This is a genomic window from Polynucleobacter sp. MWH-Berg-3C6, from assembly GCF_018881855.1.
GTDB lineage: Bacteria > Pseudomonadota > Gammaproteobacteria > Burkholderiales > Burkholderiaceae > Polynucleobacter.
On sequence record NZ_JACVPN010000005.1, the window covers coordinates 161,457 to 185,540 of the forward strand.

General features: G+C 45.5%; 27 protein-coding genes and 1 tRNA gene. 15 read left to right on the forward strand and 13 right to left on the reverse strand.

Annotated elements, in window-relative coordinates; genetic code table 11:
- The first annotated feature begins 104 nt into the window (after positions 1–104).
- The 3 genes from ICN13_RS08940 (at position 105) to ICN13_RS08950 (ending at position 2,286) form a co-directional block, all read left to right on the forward strand.
- Positions 105–437: a c-type cytochrome gene (locus ICN13_RS08940; RefSeq protein ID WP_216140007.1), complete on the forward strand. Its 333-nt coding sequence runs from the start codon at positions 105–107 to the stop codon at positions 435–437.
- 13 nt (positions 438–450) lie between these two features.
- Positions 451–1,725, forward strand: coding sequence for an NAD(P)/FAD-dependent oxidoreductase (locus tag ICN13_RS08945; protein WP_216140008.1), 1,275 nt, complete (start codon positions 451–453; stop codon positions 1,723–1,725).
- Between the two features lie 108 nt (positions 1,726–1,833).
- Positions 1,834–2,286 carry a phosphate-starvation-inducible protein PsiE gene (locus ICN13_RS08950; protein ID WP_216140009.1) on the forward strand — a complete coding sequence of 151 codons (453 nt, stop codon included), beginning with the start codon at positions 1,834–1,836 and terminating at the stop codon, positions 2,284–2,286.
- Here the strand turns inward: ICN13_RS08950 and ICN13_RS08955 are convergent, their stop codons facing one another.
- Entirely contained in the window at positions 2,287–3,738 is a 1,452-nt protein-coding gene (locus ICN13_RS08955) for a TAXI family TRAP transporter solute-binding subunit (protein WP_216140010.1), read from the reverse strand.
- Positions 3,739–3,817: 79 nt separating this feature from the next.
- Between ICN13_RS08955 and ICN13_RS08960 the strand changes: the two genes are divergently transcribed.
- The 4 genes from ICN13_RS08960 (at position 3,818) to ICN13_RS08975 (ending at position 7,478) form a co-directional block, all read left to right on the forward strand.
- Entirely contained in the window at positions 3,818–4,519 is a 702-nt protein-coding gene (locus ICN13_RS08960) for a pirin family protein (RefSeq protein ID WP_216140118.1), read from the forward strand.
- Between the two features lie 54 nt (positions 4,520–4,573).
- A complete protein-coding gene (locus ICN13_RS08965) occupies positions 4,574–6,121 on the forward strand; it encodes a UxaA family hydrolase (protein WP_216140011.1) in 1,548 nt (515 codons plus the stop codon).
- 62 nt (positions 6,122–6,183) lie between these two features.
- Positions 6,184–7,164: a DnaJ C-terminal domain-containing protein gene (locus tag ICN13_RS08970; RefSeq protein WP_216140012.1), complete on the forward strand. Its 981-nt coding sequence runs from the start codon at positions 6,184–6,186 to the stop codon at positions 7,162–7,164.
- 5 nt (positions 7,165–7,169) lie between these two features.
- Entirely contained in the window at positions 7,170–7,478 is a 309-nt protein-coding gene (locus ICN13_RS08975; protein WP_216140013.1) for a chaperone modulator CbpM, read from the forward strand.
- A gap of 6 nt (positions 7,479–7,484) precedes the next feature.
- On the opposite strand, the gene ICN13_RS08980 is transcribed toward ICN13_RS08975, so the two are convergent.
- The 3 genes from ICN13_RS08980 to ICN13_RS08990 all read right to left on the reverse strand — a co-directional run bounded on the left by ICN13_RS08980 (position 7,485) and on the right by ICN13_RS08990 (position 11,956).
- Positions 7,485–9,407, reverse strand: a complete 1,923-nt coding sequence (locus ICN13_RS08980; protein WP_216140014.1) for an ATP-binding cassette domain-containing protein — start codon at positions 9,405–9,407, stop codon at positions 7,485–7,487.
- A gap of 103 nt (positions 9,408–9,510) precedes the next feature.
- Positions 9,511–10,137, reverse strand: coding sequence for an OmpW family protein (locus ICN13_RS08985; RefSeq protein WP_216140015.1), 627 nt, complete (start codon positions 10,135–10,137; stop codon positions 9,511–9,513).
- Positions 10,138–10,342: 205 nt separating this feature from the next.
- Positions 10,343–11,956 carry an NAD(P)/FAD-dependent oxidoreductase gene (locus ICN13_RS08990; RefSeq protein WP_216140016.1) on the reverse strand — a complete coding sequence of 538 codons (1,614 nt, stop codon included), beginning with the start codon at positions 11,954–11,956 and terminating at the stop codon, positions 10,343–10,345.
- Positions 11,957–12,055: 99 nt separating this feature from the next.
- On the opposite strand from ICN13_RS08990, the gene ICN13_RS08995 reads away from it, so the two are divergent.
- The 5 genes from ICN13_RS08995 (at position 12,056) to ICN13_RS09015 (ending at position 13,885) form a co-directional block, all read left to right on the forward strand.
- Positions 12,056–12,604 carry a YaeQ family protein gene (locus tag ICN13_RS08995; RefSeq protein WP_216140017.1) on the forward strand — a complete coding sequence of 183 codons (549 nt, stop codon included), beginning with the start codon at positions 12,056–12,058 and terminating at the stop codon, positions 12,602–12,604.
- Between the two features lie 14 nt (positions 12,605–12,618).
- Entirely contained in the window at positions 12,619–13,044 is a 426-nt protein-coding gene (locus tag ICN13_RS09000; protein ID WP_216140018.1) for a putative toxin-antitoxin system toxin component, PIN family, read from the forward strand.
- Positions 13,037–13,258, forward strand: a complete 222-nt coding sequence (locus ICN13_RS09005; protein WP_216140019.1) for a hypothetical protein — start codon at positions 13,037–13,039, stop codon at positions 13,256–13,258. The genes ICN13_RS09000 and ICN13_RS09005 overlap by 8 nt, the downstream gene beginning before the upstream one ends.
- A gap of 13 nt (positions 13,259–13,271) precedes the next feature.
- Complete coding sequence (locus tag ICN13_RS09010; RefSeq protein WP_216140119.1) at positions 13,272–13,472, forward strand: SlyX family protein; 201 nt, start codon at positions 13,272–13,274, stop codon at positions 13,470–13,472.
- 65 nt (positions 13,473–13,537) lie between these two features.
- Positions 13,538–13,885, forward strand: a complete 348-nt coding sequence (locus ICN13_RS09015; RefSeq protein WP_216140020.1) for a phage holin family protein — start codon at positions 13,538–13,540, stop codon at positions 13,883–13,885.
- Positions 13,886–13,893: 8 nt separating this feature from the next.
- Here ICN13_RS09015 and ICN13_RS09020 read toward each other — a convergent pair whose 3' ends face one another.
- Positions 13,894–15,702, reverse strand: a complete 1,809-nt coding sequence (locus ICN13_RS09020) for an AsmA family protein (protein WP_216140021.1) — start codon at positions 15,700–15,702, stop codon at positions 13,894–13,896.
- Positions 15,703–15,812: 110 nt separating this feature from the next.
- Positions 15,813–16,028 carry a YdcH family protein gene (locus ICN13_RS09025; protein ID WP_216140022.1) on the reverse strand — a complete coding sequence of 72 codons (216 nt, stop codon included), beginning with the start codon at positions 16,026–16,028 and terminating at the stop codon, positions 15,813–15,815.
- 186 nt (positions 16,029–16,214) lie between these two features.
- Between ICN13_RS09025 and ICN13_RS09030 the strand changes: the two genes are divergently transcribed.
- A complete protein-coding gene (locus ICN13_RS09030; protein ID WP_216140023.1) occupies positions 16,215–17,048 on the forward strand; it encodes a hypothetical protein in 834 nt (277 codons plus the stop codon).
- Positions 17,049–17,063: 15 nt separating this feature from the next.
- On the opposite strand, the gene ICN13_RS09035 is transcribed toward ICN13_RS09030, so the two are convergent.
- The gene (locus ICN13_RS09035) at positions 17,064–17,324 is read right to left on the reverse strand and encodes a hypothetical protein (protein WP_216140024.1); all 261 of its coding nucleotides are present in this window, start codon (positions 17,322–17,324) and stop codon (positions 17,064–17,066) included.
- 145 nt (positions 17,325–17,469) lie between these two features.
- Between ICN13_RS09035 and ICN13_RS09040 the strand changes: the two genes are divergently transcribed.
- Positions 17,470–17,826, forward strand: a complete 357-nt coding sequence (locus ICN13_RS09040) for a hypothetical protein (protein WP_216140025.1) — start codon at positions 17,470–17,472, stop codon at positions 17,824–17,826.
- Positions 17,827–17,829: 3 nt separating this feature from the next.
- Here ICN13_RS09040 and ICN13_RS09045 read toward each other — a convergent pair.
- The 4 genes from ICN13_RS09045 to ICN13_RS09060 form a co-directional block, all read right to left on the reverse strand.
- Positions 17,830–17,919: transfer RNA gene (locus ICN13_RS09045), tRNA-Ser, on the reverse strand.
- Positions 17,920–17,964: 45 nt separating this feature from the next.
- Positions 17,965–19,287 carry a serine--tRNA ligase gene (gene serS, locus ICN13_RS09050; RefSeq protein WP_216140026.1) on the reverse strand — a complete coding sequence of 441 codons (1,323 nt, stop codon included), beginning with the start codon at positions 19,285–19,287 and terminating at the stop codon, positions 17,965–17,967.
- 46 nt (positions 19,288–19,333) lie between these two features.
- On the reverse strand, positions 19,334–20,065 hold the full coding sequence (locus tag ICN13_RS09055) for an outer membrane lipoprotein carrier protein LolA (protein WP_255534105.1): 732 nt from the start codon (positions 20,063–20,065) through the stop codon (positions 19,334–19,336).
- Entirely contained in the window at positions 20,025–22,262 is a 2,238-nt protein-coding gene (locus ICN13_RS09060; protein ID WP_216140027.1) for a DNA translocase FtsK, read from the reverse strand. Before ICN13_RS09060 ends, ICN13_RS09055 begins: the two co-directional genes overlap by 41 nt.
- 105 nt (positions 22,263–22,367) lie before the next feature.
- Here ICN13_RS09060 and trxB point away from each other — a divergent pair, with 105 nt between their 5' ends.
- The gene (trxB, locus tag ICN13_RS09065; protein ID WP_216140028.1) at positions 22,368–23,324 is read left to right on the forward strand and encodes a thioredoxin-disulfide reductase; all 957 of its coding nucleotides are present in this window, start codon (positions 22,368–22,370) and stop codon (positions 23,322–23,324) included.
- Positions 23,325–23,389: 65 nt separating this feature from the next.
- Here trxB and ICN13_RS09070 read toward each other — a convergent pair whose 3' ends face one another.
- Together ICN13_RS09070 and ICN13_RS09075 are read right to left on the reverse strand one after the other, a co-directional pair.
- Complete coding sequence (locus ICN13_RS09070; RefSeq protein WP_216140029.1) at positions 23,390–23,731, reverse strand: DNA-binding transcriptional regulator; 342 nt, start codon at positions 23,729–23,731, stop codon at positions 23,390–23,392.
- Complete coding sequence (locus tag ICN13_RS09075; RefSeq protein WP_216140030.1) at positions 23,709–23,987, reverse strand: BrnT family toxin; 279 nt, start codon at positions 23,985–23,987, stop codon at positions 23,709–23,711. Before ICN13_RS09075 ends, ICN13_RS09070 begins: the two co-directional genes overlap by 23 nt.
- Between the last annotated feature and the right edge of the window lie 97 nt (positions 23,988–24,084).

The following is a 24,084-nucleotide window of genomic DNA, read 5'->3' on the forward strand; positions in this document are numbered from 1 at the left end:
TGAATCTGAGGGAAATCTGACTTTTTTGGGACTTCTTGTTTAAGATGCTGTGAAGTAAAAAAGTAATACATTATTCAGAAATAAACCAAATGGAGATGGACCCCATGCGAGCAAAGTATCTCAAACCCGCAATCCTAGCTGCGCTCTATATCGGCTTTAGCCAATGGAGCGCTTCTGCCCTTGCGCAAAACGCAAATGCTACCAATCTACATAAGCGTGGCTTAGCTGCTACTTGCGCCAACTGTCATGGTACCGATGGCAAAGGTGTGGTTGATGGCGGAATGCCCCTCATTAATACCTTGACTAGCGAGCAAATGCTGACTCAATTGAAAGCATTTAAATCTGGAGCTCGAGAAGGAACCATCATGCCGCAGTTAGCCAAAGGCTACTCTGACGAGCAACTTGAAACCATCGCCAAACAGCTTGGCAAGAAATAATAAGGAAGCCATCATGGATCGTCGACACTTTATTGGTCAGAGCGCAGCAGCGCTAGGTTTACTTGCAGGCTTCTCTGGCACAGCCCATGCTAATTTACAGAAGGCAGAAATTTTAGTTATTGGTGGTGGTTACGGCGGCGCAACTGCTGCTAAATACTTACGCCTGTTTTCAAATAACACTGCCAAGGTAACACTCATTGAGCCTAACGCTTCTTTTATCTCATGCCCGCTCTCGAACTTAGTAGTAGGTGGCTCGCGCACCCTCGCAGAACTCACCTCCCCCTACGATAATCTGAGCAAGCGTCATGGCATCAAGATTATTCAAGATAGCGTTAGCAGCATTGACCCAGACAAAAAGACTGTCAAACTGGCTTCAGGCAAAACCTTGCGCTACGACAAAGCCATTGTTTCTCCTGGCATCACCTTGATGACCAATACCATTGAAGGATTGGCGCAAGCGAATAAAGATGGGGTTACTCTGCAAGCATGGAAGGCCGGCCCTGAAACTGTTGCACTTCATAATCAGTTGGCTGCGATGCGTGATGGTGGCACATTTGCTATTAGCATTCCAGAGGCTCCCTATCGCTGCCCTCCTGGCCCGTATGAGCGTGCTTGCCAGGTAGCGAACTACCTCAAGAAAAATAAACCTAAATCGAAGGTGTTGATATTAGATGCCAACCAAGATGTGACGTCTAAGGGCGGCCTCTTCAAGAAAGTTTGGGCTGAGCAATACACCGGCATGATTGAGTATTTGCCAAAACACAATGTCACTGCTGTTGATGCGAAAACCAAGACCATCAAACTTGAAGTTCAAGACGACATCAAGGCGGATGTATTGAATTTATTACCTGCTATGAGCGCTGGTGAGATCGCTGTCAAAACAGGCCTCGCGAATTCAAATGGTCGTTGGGTCAATGTCAACTTCCTGAACTTTGAATCTACTGCGCAAAAAGATATACACGTCTTAGGCGACTCCATTCAAATTGCACCAGCAATGCCCAAGTCTGGTCACATGGCTAATCAACACGCCAAAGTGGCTGCTGCAGCAATTGTTGCTGAACTCAGTGGCTGGGAAATCAATCCAGCACCTGTCCTGACGAATACTTGCTACAGCTTTGTAAATGACCGTGAAGTTGTACACGTTGCCAGCGTGCATCAGTACAACGCTGCCGAGAAGACCTTCAAGACCGTTCCCGGCTCAGGAGGACTGTCCCCAGCACCATCTACCCTTGAGGGTGTGTATGCCTGGGGCTGGGCTCACAACATTTGGGCCGATAGCTTGGGTTGATCAAAGCCAACACCTACTAAAAAAGGGGCCTTTGGGCCTCTTTTTTATTCCTCCAAAGCCAATTGACAAATATACTGGCAAAAATACATTTAGAAACTGGAGAATCGCATGAACCCAAACTCGCCAAAAGATGCTTCCAAACTAGAGGCCACGGTTGAAAAGTGGACGGTACCACTTGGCAATCTATTTGTTTCCCTATTCCATCGCATTGCCTTGTTTGGCATTGGTGCGGCAACAGTTTGGTCAGCTGCTGTCGCCTTTATGGGAATGATGAGTAAGGGATCTGCTTCTATTGAAGACCTGCTCTTACTATTTATCTACCTCGAGATTGGTGCAATGGTCGGCATATATTTTAAAACCAATCATATGCCTGTGCGGTTTTTGATCTACGTGGCAATCACTGCTGTGACACGCCTCATTATTGATTTAGTCAATACCAAGCATGAAGCTGATCTTCCCATTCTCTACATGGGCATCACAATTCTCGTACTAGCCCTAGCGAATGCCGTAGTACGTTATGCCTCGTTTAAATACCCTAGCAAATCGGGCGAGAACGAATAATCACCCAGGCTGATCCATTTTGGTGAGCACCTGCCCGGCAAGGGCAACAGATGTCTCATCAATTTGGTATGGCTGAACCCCTCGGTTGAGGCAGTTGCGCACATAGTCAATACTGGTACGCAAAGAGTAGTACTCACCGGCTAGGCGCTTAGATACCTTGATATTGAGAGCTCGATACTCCAAGAGGTCTAACTTTCTCAGATATTCATTCAGCTTACCAAGATCAAAGTTAATTAGAAGCTCCTGCTCAAAGCTCTTCAAGTCAGAATATATACGGTTAATCTTATTCTGCATGCGCCGGGTTCTAAAACCTGGCAAAGCTTGCAATAGGGGATAGGAAATAATTAAAAATGGTAGAACGATAAATACAATGTGATTTACTAACTCTGCGAGCCAAAATGGCAAGTACGACAGCATAGTTACTAAGAATGGATAGTTATTATTCTCATAGTGAATAGCCACAGGGCTTTCGGGAAGCATCGTATTTTTAAACGACGGGAACTCTCCGCGTTTGGCAAAGAAAGTTGCTTTGCCATTAATTTCACTGGCAGCCTGAAGAAACAAAAATTGAATTGCAGGGTGCATGCGATCATCAATCAAAAGATTGGTGGTGGTTGCAAGGAGCTTAAGATCGGTATTGGGGAAGTTGCGCTTTAAATCAAATGCGCCTTCAGGCACCTCAAGAATGCTGAGATATGGGATAAGCTTGGTATATGCCTCAGCCCTCCCGAAGGTTCCCAGTTTTACTTGTGGATCATTTAAAAGCGCCTGAACATTAGATGAGTAATGCGTATCGACAATAAAAACGCCGTCGATCTCACCCTGTTTCAATGCTATTACTGCTTGATCGTTTGGTAGGTTGACGAAGTTTGGCCCAGGTTCATATCCCGAGACCTTCAAAAGCTTCATGGCATGAGCATGCGTACCACTTCCCTCATTACCAATAGAGATTTTTTTACCGAGGAAGTACTTAAACCTTCCATCTATGCCCTGAAAATCTTTTGGATTAAGCTCGGGTCCGCGATAGAAAAACCAAATCGGATCATAAGCAATCACGCCTAAAGAATGTATGCCTGTCACATCCTTAGTATGAACAACTCCAGCCTGGACAAATGCTGCCTGTAAAGGATCTTTACGATCTGATAAGCGGTTAATGTTTTCCTGCGCTCCGTTTGTGGGAACGAGCTCGAGAGTGATCCCTTTCTTGGCAAAAAACTCTGCATAGCGTTTACCCAATATCTCACTAGAGCCACCAGTGGTTCCCGTTGCTATCATCACGTGTCGTGGCGGCGGTGGATCTGCATAGATGCCAATACCCACTATAAGCGCTAAGAGCAAAACTAAAACTGGCCAAGTTTCTTGCAAAAATTGGGTGAAATCGATCCACCTCTCCTGAGCGCTCTCAGAAAGGCCTAGAAAGGTTTCTTTTACATTCTCTTTAAAGCTTCCCATGCACTACCAATCTGCAAAAATGGCAAAAGCTAATGATAATGTCCTTATTGATATTTCTCCAACGAAAACCAGTAAACCTATGCTCCAACTCAGAAAATCCTCAGATAGAGGCTATGCCGACCACGGCTGGCTCAAAAGCTTCCATTCCTTCTCTTTTGCTGGTTATCACGACCCTCAATTTATGGGCTGGGGGAACTTAAGAGTCATTAACGAAGATCGCGTAGCAGCCGGTATGGGCTTTGGCAAACACAGTCATCGCAATATGGAAATTATTAGCTATGTTCTCTCTGGTGAACTGGCACACCAAGACAGCATGGGTAATATCGAGAGCATCCCTCCGGGAGATGTGCAGCGCATGAGTGCTGGCTCTGGCGTGACACATAGCGAGTTCAATCATGCTAAAGATCAAACAACCCATTTCTTACAAATCTGGATTGAGCCCAATGTTTTAGAAATTGCACCAAGCTATGAGCAAAAGACTATTCCATTAGTCGAAAAACAAGGGAGGCTGCGTTTAATTGCCTCACCCGATGGGAAAGATGGATCTGTCAAAATATTTGCAGACGCCAGAATATATGCCGGTCTTTTTGATGGGCTCCAATCTGCGCAGTTGCAACTCGACCCAATACGCAAGGCGTATGTTCATCTCATCAAAGGATCTTTAAATGTGAATGGTCAAAAACTGGCTGGCGGCGATGCATTGCTCATTGAGAATGAAACTGCTCTTCAAATCAGTGATGGCAATGGTGCAGAAGTACTATTTTTTGACCTGAGTCATTAAAACTGAGCTAGCCTAGGTTTACGATAAGTCCATTACACAAGAACTGACACGAATATGATTGAAACGTCTGGAAAAAAACTGGCTGGCGCCATCATCCGCCTTCACCCTAACGACAATATTGTGGTGGCGCGTATTGATATTGGTATTGGCACCGAAGTTCCTAGCGAACACTTTACAAGCCGCAGCCAGGTTCCCGCTGGTTACAAAATTGCCGCCAAAAAGATTCTGAAGGGTGAGCCCATTCTGAAGTACAACGTGACTGTTGGCTTTGCTAATACTGATATTGAAGCTGGCACCATGGTTCATAGTCATAACACCGAGTTTCGGGAGTTTGATCGAGACTATGCGTACGCTAGTGAATTTAAACCAACGCAAATGCTGCCAGAGTCTGAGCGCGCGACCTTTCAGGGGTATGTCAGACCAAACGGTAAAGTAGGTACGCGTAATTTCATTGGAATTCTATCTACCGTCAATTGCTCTGCGACTGTAGTAAATAGAATTGCCGACTGGTTTACACCGGAGAAATTAAAAGACTTTCCAAACGTTGATGGTGTAGTGGCATTTAGCCACGATATCGGCTGCGGCATGGAAATGAGTGGTGAGCCAATGGAGTTACTGCGTCGCACGATGGCTGGGTATGCGCGCCACCCTAACCTTGCAGCTGCACTGATTGTTGGTCTTGGTTGCGAGCGCAATCAATTAAAAGGATTAATGGAGCAAGAAGAATTGATCGCAGGTACAAACCTGCACACTTTTATCATGCAAGAGACCGGCGGTACTCGTAAAACCATTGAGGCTGGCATTGAGGCAGTTAAGGCCCTCCTTCCGGAAGCAAACAAAGCCAAGCGTGAAACTGTTTCTGCAAGTCATCTTTGTGTTGGCTTGCAATGTGGTGGCTCAGATGGTTTCTCATCCATTACAGCTAATCCTGCATTAGGCGCTGCCATCGATATTCTGTCTCGTCACGGCGGTACTGGAATTTTGTCAGAGACGCCAGAGATCTATGGCGTAGAACACACCCTCACACGTCGTGCCGCAAGTCAAGCGATTGGTGAAAAGTTAATCAAACGTATTCGCTGGTGGAAAGATGAATATTCCGTTGGTAGGGATGTGCAAATTAATGGTCAAGTTAGTCCTGGCAATCAAATTGGTGGGCTTGCTAATATCTTTGAAAAGTCTTTAGGCTCTTCTATGAAAGGTGGTACTGGGCCCTTAATGGAAGTCTACAAATATGCCGAACCGGTAACGGCCAAAGGTTTTGTCTTTATGGACACACCTGGCTTTGATCCTGTCTCCGCCACTGGTCAAATCGCTGGTGGAGCAAACTTGATCGCCTTTACCACTGGTAGAGGCTCCATGTTTGGTTCCAAACCTGCTCCCTGCATCAAGCTGGCCACCAATACCCCCATGTACCAGCGACTTACTGAAGATATGGATATTAATTGTGGCGAGATTTTGGACGGAACCGTTTCTGTCCAAGAGATGGGGCAACGCATTTTTGAGCTCTTTCTGCGCACAGCCTCTGGAGAGCCCTCTAAGAGCGAATTGCTTGGCCTCGGAGATTATGAATTTGTTCCTTGGCAAATCGGGGTCATGAGCTAATAGAACTGTAGAATTCATCATTAGCTCAGTAAGAATCAATGTATGAGGATTAATACAGACTTATGAAATTTAGGGATTACTACGAAACGCTGGGAGTAGCTCGCTCCGCTACCGAAGCAGAAATTAAATCTGCCTACCGCAAGCTTGCTCGCAAATATCATCCAGATGTTAATAAAGAAGCTGGCGCTGAAGAGCAGTTTAAGGAAATCGGCGAGGCCTATGCGGTTTTAAAAGATACCGAGAAACGCGCAGCATACGATCGCTTTGGCGCTAATTGGAAAAATGGTCAAGACTTCACTCCTCCTCCAAATTGGAATGAAGGTTTTGAATATTCCGATAATGGATTTAATGGTGGCCACCCAGGTTATGGTGGCGGCTTCGAAGGTGATCAAAGCGAATTCTTTGAATCTCTCTTTGGTAGAGGCAAACATCGCCAAGGTGGCCGTGGTGGCCAATCACACCAAGGCATGAACTTCAAAGGCCAAGATCATCACGCCAAAATATTGATTGATCTTGCCGATGCTTATAACGGTGCTAAACGAACTATTGCTTTGCACATGCCTGTGCAAGACGCTAGCGGACACGTCAGCACTCAAGAGCGAAAATTAGACGTCAGCATTCCGAAAGGGGTTAAGGCTGGTCAAAATCTACGTCTCTCAGGACAAGGTGGCCCTGGTATTGGACAAGGTCCTGCAGGTGATCTGTATTTAGAGATTGATTTCCTGCCAAATGCAATTTATCGGGTTGATGGCAAAGATGTCTTTATCGATATTCCACTGGCACCTTGGGAGGCGGCTCTGGGCACTACCGTTAATGTGCCAACCCCAGCAGGCTCAACATTGGAATTAAAAATTCCTGCCGGCACCGTTGCTGGCCGCAAGATGCGCCTTAAAGGTAAAGGTATTCCAAGTGCTGAGCCCGGCGATCTTTATGTAGTTCCTACCATTGCACTACCACCAGCAGAAACAGATTCACAAAAAGAGGCCTATCAACACTTTGAAAAGGCTTTTGATTTCAATCCTAGATCTCACTTGAAGGGATGATGACGATGACAAAGTTAAATACCACTTGGATCGAAGCGAGCGTTGTAGAAAATGAAGTACACATGAGTATTGTGGAGCTCTCACATGCATCTCGCACCCCTCAAGAATTGATTATGTCTTGGGTATCAGAAGGTGTACTGAGTCCTGCGGGCTCATCTCCAGAAGACTGGCGCTTTAGCGGAGACTCTCTTAGAAGAGCCAAAACTGCAGCGCATCTCACGCATGATCTGGAATTAAATGTCCCAGGTGTTGCCCTAGCTCTTGATCTCTTGGATGAAATCGCACAACTGCGTGCTCGCTTAAATATTAAATAAGCTGGCTTAAGCCTCTGAGCGACTGAGGAGTAGCTCCCAGCGTTGCAGTTTTTGATCTAGCTGTGCAGTAATCTCAGTTAAACGAGCCTGCATGCTTGCAGCTAACTCAGGTTCATTCTTATAAAGATCTGGATTACTCATCGCAATTCCGATATCGGCCTGCTCTGTTTCCAGCTCTTCAATTTGTAAAGGTAAGGCTTCTAACTCTTGACGCTCTTTGCCATTGAGTTTTTGCACCCCACTCTTCGCTGCGGGCTTTGCTTCCACTTTAGGCTCTTGCTTTACTTCGGATTTGGGCTCCGTCTTAGCTACAGGCTTTGCATTGCTCGCGCGGATTTTTTCTGAACGTGCTTTTTGAATTTTCCAATCCTCATAGCCGCCTTCATACTCACGCCAAAATCCATCACCCTCATGAGCAATGATGCTGGTGACTACGTTATCCAAGAAATAACGATCATGACTTACCAAAAAGACGGTACCTTTATAGTCTTGCAGCAATTGCTCGAGCAAATCTAAGGTATCGATATCCAAGTCATTGGTTGGCTCATCCAATACCAAGACGTTTGCTGGTCTTGCAAACAAACGAGCAAGTAACAAGCGATTACGCTCACCACCTGATAGAGTGCTTACCGGTGAATTAGTCCGCTCCGGCGCAAATAAGAAATCACTCAAATAACTCTTGACGTGTTTTTTATTGCCATTGATTTCAATCCATTCACTACCTGGGCTAATGTAGTCTTCAAGCGAAGCATTGAGATCAAGTCCTTCACGCATTTGATCAAAGTAAGCCACTTCAATCCGGGTGCCCATCGTAGCGCTTCCTGAATCAGGTGCAATCGTACCCAGAATCAATTTAAGCAACGTTGTCTTGCCAGCGCCGTTAGGACCAAGCAGGCCCACTTTATCGCCACGCAAAATGGTTGCAGTGAAGTCCTGCACAATCGGTCTATCGTAAGACTTGCTGACGTTTTGTAGATCAGCAACAATTTTGCCGCTGCGATCACCGGCCGAGACCGCTAACTTCACTTGACCCATGGCATCTCTACGTTCAGCGCGACTAGTACGCAGTTTTTCTAAGCGGGCAATGCGGGCTACGCTGCGTGTCCGGCGGGCCTCAACCCCTTTTCTAATCCAGACCTCTTCTTGGGCAAGCAATTTATCTGCTCTAGCATTGGCTAAAGACTCTGCATTGAGCTCTTGCTCTTTGAGAACCTCGTATTGCGTAAAGTTGCCGGGATAACTGCGTAAGATACCGCGATCGAGCTCCACAATTTGGGTGCAGACGTTATCTAAGAAGGCGCGGTCATGGGTAATCAGAATGACAGAGCCTTGATATTCTTTTAAAAGCCCCTCTAACCAGGCAATGGAATCTAAATCCAAGTGGTTGGTTGGCTCATCCAAGAGCAAGACGTCAGGCATCTCTACTAAAGCACGTGCAAGCGCTACCCGTTTTTTAGTGCCGCCCGATAAGGTGCTGATTTTGACATCCGCCTCTAAATGCAGGCGATCTAGAGTTTCATGAACACGTTGCTCCCAGTTCCAACCACTGAGTGCCTCCAATTGAGATTGCACTTCATCCAAACGGTGATGAGAGGCATCATCCCAGTCGCCTACACTGAGTGCCTCATATTCCTCACGCAGAGCCTTCGCCTGGGCTACACCCTTGGAGACAGCATCAAATACCGTTTCCTCAGCTTCAAAGATAGGCTCTTGAGGAACATAAGCAATTCTGAGGCCTTGCTGATATTGCAAAAGCCCATCATCCATTTTTTCAATGCCAGCCAAGATCTTCAAAAGAGAAGATTTGCCAGTGCCATTGCGCCCAATTAAGCCAACACGCTCACCCGATTCCAGTGAAAAAGCAGTGTTTGCGAGGAGATCTACGTGGCCAAAAGCCAGTTTTGCATCAGTAAGTACGATTAAAGCCATGGCGACATTATCGTCACTTCTAAGAAAGAGGAGAGATTTATGGAAATGCCCAAAAAAATAGGACCCCTCAGGGGCCCTACCTCAAGAACCAAGAACTGAATTCTTAGAACTTATAAGTCACACCAACTGCTGGCATCCAAGGATTTAAAGTCAATTTACCAATACTAGCTCCGCCTACAGCAGATACGTTTGTACTCATAGTTGCGTACTTCAGGTCCACATTAAGACCCCAATTCTTATCAAACATATAGTCCGCACCTACTTGACCAACGAAACCAACGCTAGATTGATCAACTTGATAGGCATTACCAAGGGCTGGAAAATTTTGGCGATTGCCAAAAATGGTGTAGTTCACACCAGCGCCAACATAAGGTTTAAAAGCCCCCAGATCTGTAAAGTGATACTGCATCAGCAATGATGGTGGAAGTGCTGAGATTTTTCCAGCATTTGCGCCGCCCATATTAATGTTGACCTGCTGTGGCCAAGTCAATACCAACTCAGCAGCAATGTTTTTTGTAAAAAAGTAAGACACGTCAAACTCTGGGATAAATTGATTTTCAGCCTTAATATCCAAAGCCTTCACTGACTCTGTTTGACCATTCTGCCAAAGCAAATCTACCGCGCGCACACGAATCATCCAAGGGTTTTCGTTCGCAGACTGTGCTTGCGAAGCGATTGGAGCTAATGAGGCTACGGCAGCCATTGCTAACACTAGTGATTTAAGACGCATGATGATTCCTCTTTCTGTTATCAATTTCGATGAAACTATTTTCGAATTGACAGATCTAGAGGAATTTGATGTAAATCAAATGTAATGATGTTATGCATTTAGTAATGCCTGAAAAGCAACAGTATTTATTTACTTATTTGATCCAGATCAAACGTGTGAGGATTTACCCTTACGGATGGAAATAAAGAACTCTGGAATATGCCGCCTACTTTGATAAGTAATCTAGAGCAAGTGCTTCTGCAACCTTAATTCCATCAACACCGGCAGATAAGATTCCACCGGCATATCCAGCGCCCTCACCCGCAGGATAGAGGCCTTTGATATTTAGGCTTTGAAAATTCGGTCCACGAGTAATTCTCAGAGGTGAAGAGGTTCTGGTCTCGACACCCGTCAAGACAGCATCTTTCATTGAAAAGCCTTTAATCTGCTTTTCAAAGGCAGGTAACGCTTCCCGAATTGCTTCAATCGCATAGGCTGGCAAGCTCTCGGCTAAATCAGTTAAATGCACACCCGGTTTGTAAGAAGGCAGAACGCTACCAAACTCTGTTGAAGGTTTGCCCGCCAGAAAATCTCCAACCAACTGTCCTGGCGCTTCATAGGTTTTTCCGCCTAACTCAAAAGCTTTGGATTCAAGCGCGCGCTGAAACTCAATTCCTGCCATAGGACCACCAGGGTAGTCATCTGGAGTGATGCCCACCACAATACCGGCATTGGCATTGCGTTCATTACGAGAATATTGACTCATTCCGTTAGTCACTACGCGATCGGGCTCCGAAGTTGCAGCCACTACAGTACCGCCAGGACACATACAGAAGCTATAAACAGAGCGGCCATTCTTGGCATGGTGAACTAGCTTGTAATCAGCCGCACCAATCAACTCATTACCGGCATGCGGACCTAAACGCGCCTTATCAATGAGTGACTGCGGATGCTCAATCCGAAAGCCTACTGAGAATGGCTTAGCCTCCATAAAGACACCAGCCTCATGCAAAACCTGAAAAGTGTCCCGTGCACTGTGGCCAAGGGCTAGTACCACATGACTTGCCTGTAGATCATCATGGCCTTCAATTTTGACACCAGTAATCTGCTCATTCTGAATGTCAAAACCAATCACTTTTTGGGAGAAGCGAATCTCACCCCCAAGCTCAATAATCTCTTGGCGCATTTTCTCTACGACGCCCACCAAGCGGAAGGTGCCGATATGAGGCTTAGCAACATAGAGAATTTCTGCTGGCGCACCCGCCTTCACGAATTCATTAATCACCTTGCGACCATAAAACTTAGGGTCTTTAATCTGACTCCATAACTTACCATCTGAAAAAGTGCCCGCCCCGCCCTCTCCAAACTGCACATTGGATTCAGGATTGAGAATATTCTTACGCCATAAACCCCAAGTATCTTGAGTACGCTCTCGCACTTGCTTACCGCGCTCAAGAACAATCGGCTTAAATCCCATTTGCGCTAATACGAGTGCTGCAAATATTCCGCAGGGACCAAAACCAATCACTACAGGCCGTAATGATTTACCGGTGGCAAATGAGTCGGGAGCTTTGGCCTTGAAGTGATAACTCGTATCGGGTGATGGTCTAACATGAATATCACCATCAAACTTTTTCAGAATGGCCTCTTCATCTTTAACCGAGAGATCTACCGTGTAGATAAAAGAGAGCGCCACATTTTTTCTAGCATCGTAGCTGCGCTTAAAGACCTCAAAGCCAATCAAATCCTTGGGGGATAAATTCAGGCGCTTCAGTATTGCTGCTTCCACAGCTTCTGGAGCATGGTCGACAGGCAGACGTAGTTCAGTAATACGGATCATGGGGCTCTTGGCTAGCTATATTCAGTCTCTAGGGTCAAATGATACTGGTTAAAAGACCAAGCTACCTCTGGTAGCGGGCTATACAGGCGATAATGCGTCATGGCTCTACGCGCAACTATCCACAAAGCCGACCTTCATGTCGCAGACTCTGACCGCCACTACTATGGCAGTCACTCCCTCACTATCGCCAAGCACCCCTCAGAAACTGAGGAGCGGATGATGGTCAGAATCATTGCTTTTGCTTTACAGGCAAATGAGGATTTAGTCTTCACCAAAGGCTTAAGTGATACCGATGAACCAGATCTCTGGATTAAAGACCTGACCGATGCCATCAAGCTTTGGATTGAAATTGGGCAGCCAGATGAGCGCCGCATTCTGAAGGCCTGCGGGAGGTCTGATCAAGTGATTGTCTATTGCTATGGTGGACATACCAGCAAAATTTGGTGGGATGGCATTACCAATAAACTCACACGTGCTCGCAATCTCCAAATCATTTCTATTCCAGCGGCGCAAGCAAATGAACTCAATAAATTGGTTGAGCGCAGCATGGTCTTGCATGTAAATATTCAAGATGGCGAAGCGTATGTCTCTTCAGATCAAGGTCAAGTCACGATCACACCTGAAGTTTGGCGCAGCAATCAAGAATAAGTAATCATCTCAAGATGAAATCTATCGTCTTTGATACCAATGTTCTGCTAGATCTATTTGTCTTCAATGACTTCAGGGCAATTCATTTAAAGCAAGCATTGCTAGACAAGCAAATTGATGCTCTGGTCAGCACCAAGACCCTGGAAGAATTTGCAGATGTGATCGCAAGATCCTTATTCTCGCTAGAGCCGGCTGCACAAGAACAAATTTTGCTGCAATGGCGATCCTTAGCGCGCATTTTGGATGAGGAAAAGCTTTTGCCCTCCCCCTGGCGCTGCCAAGATCCGGATGATCAAGTCTTTCTAGACATAGCTTTTACAGCCAAGCCCTGTATTCTCATTAGTAAAGATAATGAAGTATTGAAGTTTGCTTCTCAAGCGTTAAAAGAAAATGTACTAATTACTTCTAACTACAACATTATGGATTTGCATCATGACTAAACCTAAAATGGCCTCACCTGATGAAGGCCTGTTTAAACCGGGTAGCAAGCTTAAGCACAAAAAGACTGGTGGCTTTTATAAAGTAGTCTTTCTAGCAAACGTTGAAGCCTCTCTTGAGCCTGCTTATGTTTACGAATCTATGCAATCGCACGATTTTTGGATTCGACCAAAAGCCGAGATGGAAGATGGTCGCTTTGAACTTGTCGCAGAATAAAGAGGTAAATCCAATGAGTGATGACCGAATTACTAATCTAGAAATTAAATTAAGCTTTACTGAAGACCTTATTGAAAAACTCAATGAGACTGTCTATAAGCAACAGCAGCAAATTGAATTTCTCTATCGCGAGCTCAAAGCCATTAAAGAACAGGCGAGCAGCGCAGGTGGTGGCGGAGGTAGTCTCAAAGATGAAATTCCCCCGCACTACTAAGCGACTGATAAGATAGTCTTGTAGGCATCATCTATCACCTTCTTGCAAGAAGAAAAGGAATAAAAATGAGTAACTTAACGCTGTTTCTAGTTCAATGGGGTCTGACTTCTTTATCCCTCTGGGTAGCTAGCTATATTTTTAGTGGCCTACGCTTTGCTGATGGAGGCTCACTGCTCATTGCAGCCCTACTACTAGGATTTGCCAATGCCATCGTTAAGCCATTGCTCATCCTCTTTACACTACCTTTAACAGTAGTCACAATGGGCCTGTTTCTACTGGTCATTAATGCCTTGGTCTTAATGCTGGTATCAGCAGTCGTCAGTGGATTTACGATCTCCGGCTTCTGGACTGCCTTCTTCGCCAGCATCTTTATTTCTTTATTCAGCCTCTTTGTAAGCGGTCTAGTTTTTTAAAGATCCGATCAATTAGATCCCGGGTAAATATCAGCCCAAGAGTGCATTGCTGTTTTACAAGGATGTCTCTTGGTGGTCATAGACCTTGCATTTTCTGCAGCAATACTGATTCCGCCAGTTAAAAATCCCAAGCCAATCGATACGGCGCTATTTACAACACCTTCTCTGTTAACGCCAGCCTTAGGATTTTGCAAAGTACCCTCTAGTTTTACCAGGCTACCGAGATCTATGCCGGTAGTTAAGCCGGATTTCTGATTAGGATCAATCTTGAGATTGATTGCTTCCGTATTGAGATTCACTGTTCCCGATAAAACGACATCCAATCTATCTGTTTCTACTCCAACCGAATCTTTAATATTAATCATCCCATTACCAACAGGAAGATAAGCTACCGCACACTCTAAGATCGTTTGATTACTTTGTTTACGCATTGGATTTAAGGTATCCATGATGGTGACAGCCAAATCGCCAGCAGCATTTAGTAGCTTTGAGTCTAAGCGGGCTTTACCCACGGTCATTTGTGCTGCACCATTTGCTGCACCCATGATTTGATGCAAGCTTTTGCCTTTACCAGTTAAGTTAAATGCAATTTGAGTATCACCACCACTGACCTTAGCATTTGAATCACCACTGTCAACCACTTGCTCTAAGGTAAAGCCTTTTGCAAGCGCCTTCATCGATATTACAGGCGCAGGGCTATCTATTTGCGATAGTGAAATTTGTGCTTGAGCCTGTCCTTTACCCAGCTCAAATTTCAGATCATTGACATCCAGTCGATTACCTTTGAAGGCAATTGTCCCGCTGACATTCTTATAGGGCGTTTGATCTGGCACACCAAGCTGCACAATAGCTAAGGCAATCTTGCCATTGGCATTTGGCAATAAATCAAACGGCAAAGGATCATCACTAAAGAAGTATTTGCTTTGACTACTCACAGATTTTGCAGACACTGCAGACTTTCCTGCTGAGGATGCAGCAGATGCCGCAGCCAATGGAAGTAAGTCAAATGATTTGGACTCGAGCTTAATATCAAATTGCGGCAATACCTTGGGAGCTTTATCAACTGTGCCAGTTATGTCTAGTGACTTTCTATTCAGAGTGAGTGTGAAATCCAGATTTGTTTTTACTGGGCTTTGACCCCAATCGATGATGGCCTGCCGTAGCGAGCCCATCTTGCCCTTGAGTCCTAATTTGTAATTAGCGTATTGCAGATCAAGCAAGATAGTGGTTTTGCCACCCTCACCCGTTAATGAAAGCTTCGGAACCTCTATGGTTTTAAGGGGGCTGCTACCATTTTGATAGGTGATGCGAGCATCAGAAATATGCACAGTCTGTATTGCCACAAGACTACTGTCATCCGATACCGCCTGAGAGGAGCTACTGCTAGGAGCGCCATTGGAATTTGCCGTACTGACTACCGGCGTTAAATCCCAATTATTTTGTCCTGCTTTATTAGTCTGCAAATGGGCTTCAAGTCCAACAAGATTAATGCTGTCAATTTCTACATTGCCCGTCAATAAGGGGAATAGTTTCACTTCAAGCTCAATGCGCTTTAAGGACAGCATTTCAGAATCACTTGCCCACGTTGCGTTGCTTAAGCTGACTTGCTCAGCCTTGACGCCAATGGAGGGGAAAATAGTTAAGCTCACAGGCCCGGCAATCTTGAGCTCTCGTCCAGTTGCGTCCTTTACTGTAGAACTAAGTAATTGCGTTAGTTGCGCTGGTTTAATTGAGGAGGCAGCGTACCAGGCGCCCAAACCTACAAGGATTGAGACGGCAGCAAAGATAATGAGGATGATTTTTACAGTTTTGCTCATTGCACATTCATTTGGTTTCAGGCGATCATAAAGTCGACTGCAAAAGAGAAGCAGGCAGTATGAGATTTAAAGCCCGCCTCCTTAAAAAGGCTTAGTTCTTTTTTATTAGGCTAGCTACTTGCCTTCTTTAACACGGCGTAGATCTGGTCCTTTAATAGCAATTTCTCCTTCTTCAGGGTTTCGATCTGCTCCGGGGTGCTAGGCTCTGAATGGGCCTCCATTCTTTGAATCTTTTGATCCAAATTATTGTGCTTATCAAATAAATGGGAAAAGTGACGATCTGAGGTCTTTAGCTTGGTAATCAATTCACGATATTCTGGAAACATAGATCCTCTTGATATTAGGTTATTCGAAACTATCTGTTTTCAGTGTATTCCTGCTTCAAGAATAGGACAATGCCCATAGCCATAAGCAGGACAAACCCCATATAGCTCTGATGAGAACTGCAGGGAACTTGCAGTAATATCTATAAGCACTGAAGCATATTTCAACCAAAAGAAGGGTAATAAACCATGGCTACAAAGAAGTCTCCAGCTAAAAAGAAAGTAGCTACCAAGGTGGTAAAAAAAGCCCCTGCAAAGAAGGTTGTTAAGAAGGTAGCGACTAAGAAGCCAGCAACCAAGAAAACTGCTAAAAAGGTAGTAAAAAAAGTGGCGGCTAAGAAGGCTCCTGCCAAGAAGTCTGCAGCCAAAAAACCGGTAGCAAAGAAGGTAGCTAAAAAAGCGGTTAAGAAAGCAGCAGCCAAATCTTCCAAAGTAGATCAATATGGTCTTGAGAAAGATGACGAGTTTTATGGTCTCTACTTCGCTAAATCTACCAATAAAGGTTTGGTAGAAGTAAAGCCCTGCACTTTCTCCCTCATGTATTGGTGGAAAGGCTTGCTTGGCTATCCTGACATGATCGAGATCTCCAAAGGTAGCAATACTGCGATGTTGCAATTTGAGTCTACCTTTGGTGGTGGCGATTCTGGTGAAACAGAACTCACTGAACAAGACGTTCTTGATATTGATCACATTATTGAAGTAGACGAACAAGAAATGCTCATTTCCCTCTACTCCTATGTACCAATCCCCGTTCCAGAGAAACTGATTGGTGCGCTAGGTCTCGCGATTCTGAATATCAATCCAGAAACGCGCTACGGCAGCCTTGAGCTCTGCTCTACTGAGAACGAAGAAGGTGAAACTGAACACTTCTTACGCTATCGTGCGGCTACCTATTTACGGGGCATTAAGTCTGGAAAAGTAGAAGCCATCGAGAGCATGGTAACCAATGGTTCTGAGTTCTTTGGTCTTGCTTTAGACGCAATGTGCGTCAATAAGTCGATTAAGAAGTGGTTACTGAGCTAAGCAGCAAGTTAAAACTTATCTACACAAATAGATGTAAGTCATAGGAAAACGGTCATTGACCGTTTTCCTACTTTCAGCGATCACAGCATTCTGTTTACCTAGCTTCTTGCATTCTGCAAGAGCTGCCTGCTGAACTTCGCTCTCTTTAGCACCCTTAGGGGCATGTACCCCAATAGCTCCATCAGATTGCTTATAAACCCCGAACTCGCTATCTGGAGTGCCACAAGCAATTAACGTAAATACAGCGGCTAGAGGGAGGTAGGAAGTAATTTTCATGGGTATTGAACTATATAACGTGGGATCATTCTATTCTAGGACTGTCTTATTTAATGATAAATACCATAATTTTATTTAATTAAAAGATCTTTTTAAGATGTCTATTTAGATATCTATTCAGCTATATAGCTGATAGAGTCTAAAGATGTTTAGTAAAACTCATGAATTAATGATTGAAGGTATTTTCGCCTTGCGCACCTGGTGCAGGGATAACCTGCCGACAGAAAACTCACTGATTGCATACGATTTAATACTTGTCTTGGCAATTAACAACTACGCCAAAAACAATATCTCCATCAAAGAACTCTTTGCCTCAGTGCCCCACTCCTATACAGCAGTTAGAGGACACTATCTCAGGTTTGTAAATGATGGATGGCTTGAGCACTACTTTGATCCATCCGATAAGCGCATCAAATATGTGAGACCGACGCCTAAGCTAGTCAAGACCATGAATGATTACGCTGCGACTGCAAACAAGATCCTAAGAAAAGCTGCCGAGTAGTTTTGGCGGAGAGAGAGGGATTCGAACCCTCGGTAGGTTTGACCCTACGCCTGATTTCGAGTCAGGTACATTCGACCACTCTGCCACCTCTCCGAACCGAAGTGCAATTATAGCTTTGGGGTGTTTCTTTGGTTTTACTTAAACAGGCTTGAGCACTGTTAAGCCACCCAAATAGGGTTGCAGTGTTTTAGGTATGGCAATGCTGCCATCCACTTGCTGCTTATTCTCAATCAACGCTACCAATGCTCTACCCACTGCAAGACCTGAACCATTTAAGGTGTGTACTAATTCTGGCTTGCCTTGTCCTGCTTTAAATCTGGCTTGCATGCGTCTTGCTTGGAAGTCACCCATGCTGGAGCATGAACTGATTTCACGATAGGCTTTTTGTGATGGTACCCACACTTCTAAGTCATAAGTCTTGGTGCTACCAAATCCCATATCACCCGTACAGAGCAATACTTTTCTGTATGGCAATTCGAGTAGCTCCAGAATTCTTTCTGCATGGCCAGTTAAATCCTCTAATGCTTGCATGGAGTCTTCTGGTTTTGTGATTTGTACCAACTCAACTTTGTCAAACTGGTGTTGACGAATCATGCCGCGCACATCACGGCCATAACTACCTGCTTCAGAGCGGAAGCATGGGGTATGAGCCACATACTTCATCGGCAAGTGATCAGCATTGACAATTTCATCTCTGACTAAATTCGTTACTGGCACTTCTGCAGTTGGAATTAGGTAGAAGTTTTCTGTTTTTGCTTCGCCTGAATTTGTTCCCTTTGCGTCCTCACCACCCATTTGACGGGGAACTTTAAAAAGGTCTTCTTCAAACTTCGGTAATTGGCCGGTGCCGCGCATAGAAGCTGCATTAACCATATAAGGCGCATAGACCTCTTGGTAACCATGATGCGTTGCGTGCGTATCAATCATGAATTGCGTTAAGGCACGATGTAGTCTAGCAATCGGCCCTTTGAGTACTACAAAGCGTGAGCCACTAATTTTGGCGGCCACTTCAAAATCTAAACCTAATGGGCCACCAAGATCCACGTGGTCTTTAATCTCAAAATCAAATATGGGCTCTGTACCCCAACGCTTCACTTCTTTGTTTTCAGTCTCGTCTTTACCCGTTGGTACAGACTCATCCGGGAGATTAGGAATACCCATCAAGAAATCAGAAATCTCTGCCTGCAGAATGGATAGTCGCGCCGCACCAGACTCCATATCGACGTTGATCTGACTCGCCTCAGTCATCTCAGCAGAAGCATCCTCGCCCTTACCTTTTTTCATACCAATGGCTTTTGCCAACTGATTGCGTTTGGCTTGCAATTCTTCGGTACGGGTTTGTAAAGATTTACGCTCAGACTCTAAGGTGTTGAATTTCTCAACATCCAATTGAAATTTACGGGTAGCTAGGCGCGCAGCAACGGCGGCGATATCTTTACGGAGTAATTGCGGATCAATCATATATTGCTCTGTTTAGTCTGTTTGGTACTGAATGAATATTGTGGCTCTAGTTTAAGCGTAAGACCTCAGCGCCGGCGGGCGGCGTGAAAGTAAAGCGATTTGCGGGCAAATTGACGTTCAACTGGATCTTATCTAGGGTAACCAAGACCACGCTACCCAGGCCATCAATTAACTCCAAAGCCTTTGGCAAGCCATTGACCATACCTACCGAGATCTTTGTATAAGGAAGGTCGTTTTTATTCTTAGCATTCGGATCTTTTTTGGGGGTAAGGGCTACCCACTTCATTCCCAAGCGCTCTTCACCTTCGATTAAATCAAAATGCTGATCAAGGGAGGTTTCACCAAACAATATGGCCGCTGGTGTGGCAGCTAACGCTTGCCCTGCAGGACGAATGGTGGCTTGATTTAAATCCTTGTCCCACAAAATAAGTTGCTTGCCATCGGCAATCAGTTTTTGCTCATACGGTTTTTGGGTGTCCCAGATAAATCTTCCGGGACGCTGAAACACAAAGTGACCTTGCGTCTGACGTACTACCTTTAAACCCTTATCTTGTGACTCGCCTGCCTTAGGTGCGCGCAACTGCTGTTGCACAAAGTCACCCTCAGCAGTTTTGGAGTTACGTACAAACTGACGCAATTGATCGGCACCACTCTCGCTTTGAGCGTTGGTGACATTTGTAAACAGGAGAGCTGTTCCAAGAATTACTGCAGATAAGAATCTTTGCAAAATTACTGCCTTATTCTGAAGGACGGTGCAGGATCTCACGATTACCGCCATTACCCATCTTTGATACAAGCCCTGCTTTTTCCATATCTTCTAAGAGACGTGCTGCGCGGTTGTAGCCAATACGCAAGTGACGCTGCACTAAGGAGATCGATGGACGTTTGTTTTCTAGAACGATGGCTACTGCTTGGTCGTAAAGTGGATCAGCTTCTCCACCGCTCTCACCGGTTAAGGCATCGATATTAGATTCATCGGCGCCTTCAAGCACGCCATCAATGTAATTGGCTTCACCCTTCTCTTTAAGCCACTCCACTACGCGATGCACTTCATCATCCGAAACAAATGCGCCGTGTACGCGAACTGGTAAGCCAGTACCTGGTGCCATGTAGAGCATGTCACCCATACCAAGCAATGCTTCCGCGCCCTGCTGATCCAAAATCGTACGGCTGTCGATCTTGCTACTCACTTGGAATGAAATACGGGTTGGCACGTTCGCTTTAATCAAGCCGGTAATGACGTCCACGCTCGGACGTTGTGTTGCCAACACCAAATGAATACCTGCAGCACGGGCTTTTTGTGCAATACGGGCAATCAACTCTTCAATCTTCTTACCAGAAACCATCATCAAGTCAGCTAACTCATCAATCACGATCACGATGACTGGTGCTTTATAAATTGGCTCAGGATCATCTGGAGTTAAGCTGAATGGATTAGTGAGCTTCTCACCTTTCTCTTCTGCTTCCAGAATTTTCTTATTAAAGCCAGCTAAGTTACGCACACCAAACTTACTCATGAGTTTGTAGCGACGCTCCATCTCATTCACTGCCCAGTTCAGCGCGTTATACGCCTGCTTCATATCGGTGACTACTGGGCAAAGCAAATGGGGAATCTTGTCGTAGATGGCCATCTCGAGCATCTTTGGATCGATCATGATCAAGCGCACTTCATCAGGCTTCGCCTTAAAGAGCAGCGACAAAATCATGGCATTGATTCCTACAGACTTACCGGCACCGGTAGTACCTGCCACCAAGCAGTGTGGCATCTTGGCAAGGTCAGCAACCATTGGGCTACCCGAGATATCCTTACCTAAAGCCAGAGTCAACAATGAATGATTGTCGTTATATACCTGTGAAGTGAGGATCTCTGAGAGATACACAGATTGACGTGTTGGGTTTGGTAACTCCAAAGCCATACAGGTCTTACCTGGAATAGTTTCAACTACCCGCATACTCACAACACCCAGTGAACGTGCAAGATCTCGTGAGAGATTGACAATCTGACTACCCTTCACACCAATCGCCGGATCAATCTCGTAGCGAGTCACCACTGGACCAGGGTATGCAGCAATCACAGTAACCTGAACATTGAATTCAGCAAGCTTGCGCTCGATCAAGCGGGAAGTAAATTCCAAGACATCGGCAGAAATTGTTTCTTTTACTTCCGGGACTGGATCGAGCAAAGCCAGTGGTGGCAATTCTGAATCTGGAATATCCACAAATAGTGGCTGTTGTTTCTCACGCTCTACACGAGCACTCTTGGGAATTTCTACCGGTGCACGCACAATTTGTACGGGAGCAGCAACTTCTACGCGACCACGAAACTCTTCTACAAACTCTTCACGCTCTTCAGCAGCCGCCTCGCCTAATTTGCGGTCCTCTTCACTATCGCGTCGCTCACGAATGCGGTGATAAGTGACTTCCAGGAAGCGTCCTACCTTTTCAGCGATATCCAACCAGGAGAAATGCAAGAACAGAGATAAGCCAGCACAGAGACCAAACAGAAGAACTAAGGTTGCCCCGGTAAAGCCGAGAGACATCTGTAAGGGGTCGCCGATGAGCTCACCCAGAATGCCACCAGGAGGTCTTGGAAGCTCCCAGGACAGGGAATGCATCCGAATGGACTCAAGACCCATGCTGCAGGCTAAAGTCAGTCCAAAGCCCAGCCAACGCACTAATAAGGAGTCTGGTTTGGCATCTGGATCTGGTGGCAGCGGAATACTCCAGAGCTCACGCCAGCCATTGAGGACTCTGCGCCCAAATAACACCACCCACCAGAAGGAGGAGATGCCAAAGATATAGAGCATGAGATCCGCTAAATAGGCCCCAAAACGACCGCCCAGGTTTCTGGGAGCCTCAAAACTTGCATGTGACCAGGCGGGGTCCGCCTTGGAATAGGTCACCAAAATGGCAAATAAGCCCAGGCATAAGCCCAGAGAAATGAACCAGCGGGCCTCCAGCAGAAGGCGGGGCATCCTGCCCTGCCCATCGCTATTGGGGGGCTGGGGGATTTGGGACTTCGGGTATACGGTTCTCGCCATGTTCTACCGATTGTAAACAAGCAAACCTATAATTTGGTTATGACTACAAATACCCTAAAACACTCCAAAGTTCTTATCCTCGGTTCAGGCCCTGCTGGCTATACGGCTGCAGTCTATGCAGCCCGAGCCAATTTAAAGCCTACCCTCATTACTGGCTTGGCTCAAGGGGGTCAATTAATGACCACGACAGACGTCGAAAACTGGCCTGCTGATGCCGATGGCGTCCAAGGCCCTGAGCTGATGGACCGCTTTTTGAAGCATGCCGAGCGCTTTAATACCGAGATCATTTTTGACCATATTCATACGGCTGCCCTCACAGAAAAGCCCATCCGCCTGGTTGGAGACTCAGGAACTTACACCTGCGATGCCTTGATTATCTCTACCGGTGCTTCTGCCCAATACATCGGCTTACCAAGTGAAGAGGCATTTATGGGACGTGGTGTTTCCGGTTGCGCAACTTGCGATGGCTTCTTCTACCGCAATCAAGATGTTTGCGTAGTAGGTGGTGGCAACACCGCAGTTGAAGAAGCGCTTTACTTAACTGGAATTGCCAAAAAAGTAACTGTCATTCATCGTCGCGACAAATTCCGTGCTGAGCCCATCTTGAATGATCGCCTCATGAATAAAGTTGCTGAAGGCAAAGTAGAACTCAAACTCAATGCAACATTGGATGAAGTGCTTGGTGATGAAAAAGGTGTTACTGGTGTGCGCATCAAGAAACAAGATGGCAGCACAGAAGATATCGCTGTCACTGGTGCCTTCATTGCAATCGGCCACAAACCAAACACTGAACTCTTTGTTGGCCAGTTAGATATGAACAACGGCTATATCAAGACTCATTCTGGTCTAGAGGGTAATGCCACTGCTACCAATATCCCTGGCGTCTTTGCTGCCGGTGACGTTCAAGATCACATCTATCGCCAAGCAATTACGAGTGCTGGTACAGGCTGTATGGCTGCACTGGATGCGCAACGTTATTTGGAAACCTTGGATTAAGTTTGCAAAAGTTTCTCTAATAACAAAAACGCCTAGCATTGCTGGGCGTTTTTACTTTTATAGCTTCATGCACTTAGGGCCAACAATGCTACTTCGGGGGCTCGATCCAATATTTTCAGTAACGCTTTTGCTGCGCCAGTTGGACTTCTTTTACCCTGCTCCCAATTTCTAATAGTTTCCAGCGAAACCTCTATTCGACTGGAGAACTCTTGTTGAGATAGGCCAATCCGCTCACGGACACGCTTTGCATATTTAGCAGCATCTTGCATAGCTTCGGCATCATCTTGCTGTTCGTGTAACTTTATGAGACGTTCGGCTGTTGCATCAAGCAACTTCTTATTAACAAAACCTTTTGGAAAGCTTTTGGGGTTTTTTAGATCAACACTAACTCGAACTATTTTTTTCATAACGCTTGACCTCCCTACTATTAGCTCTTCTTGCCGAAATAATTCTGATAGCCCTTAATCTCCTTGCGAATACAACCACAAAGATGCGACCATCAATAACTCCCAGCGCCCGAAACCGCTCTTCACCATAATCCCAGCGCTGATCATGCTCAACAAGCAACGCAGGATCTGTAAAAACTGATATCACATATGCAAAATCAAAATTTCGAGAGATCTGGCATAAGTTACTTTTAGCCATATCCCATTCAAAATCCATTACCTCTATAGTGGGCCAATGAACTACTCTTTGTCAAGGCCTTCTCCAAGAAAAAACGCCTAGCATTGCTAGGCGTTTTTGTTTATTGCTTTACTGA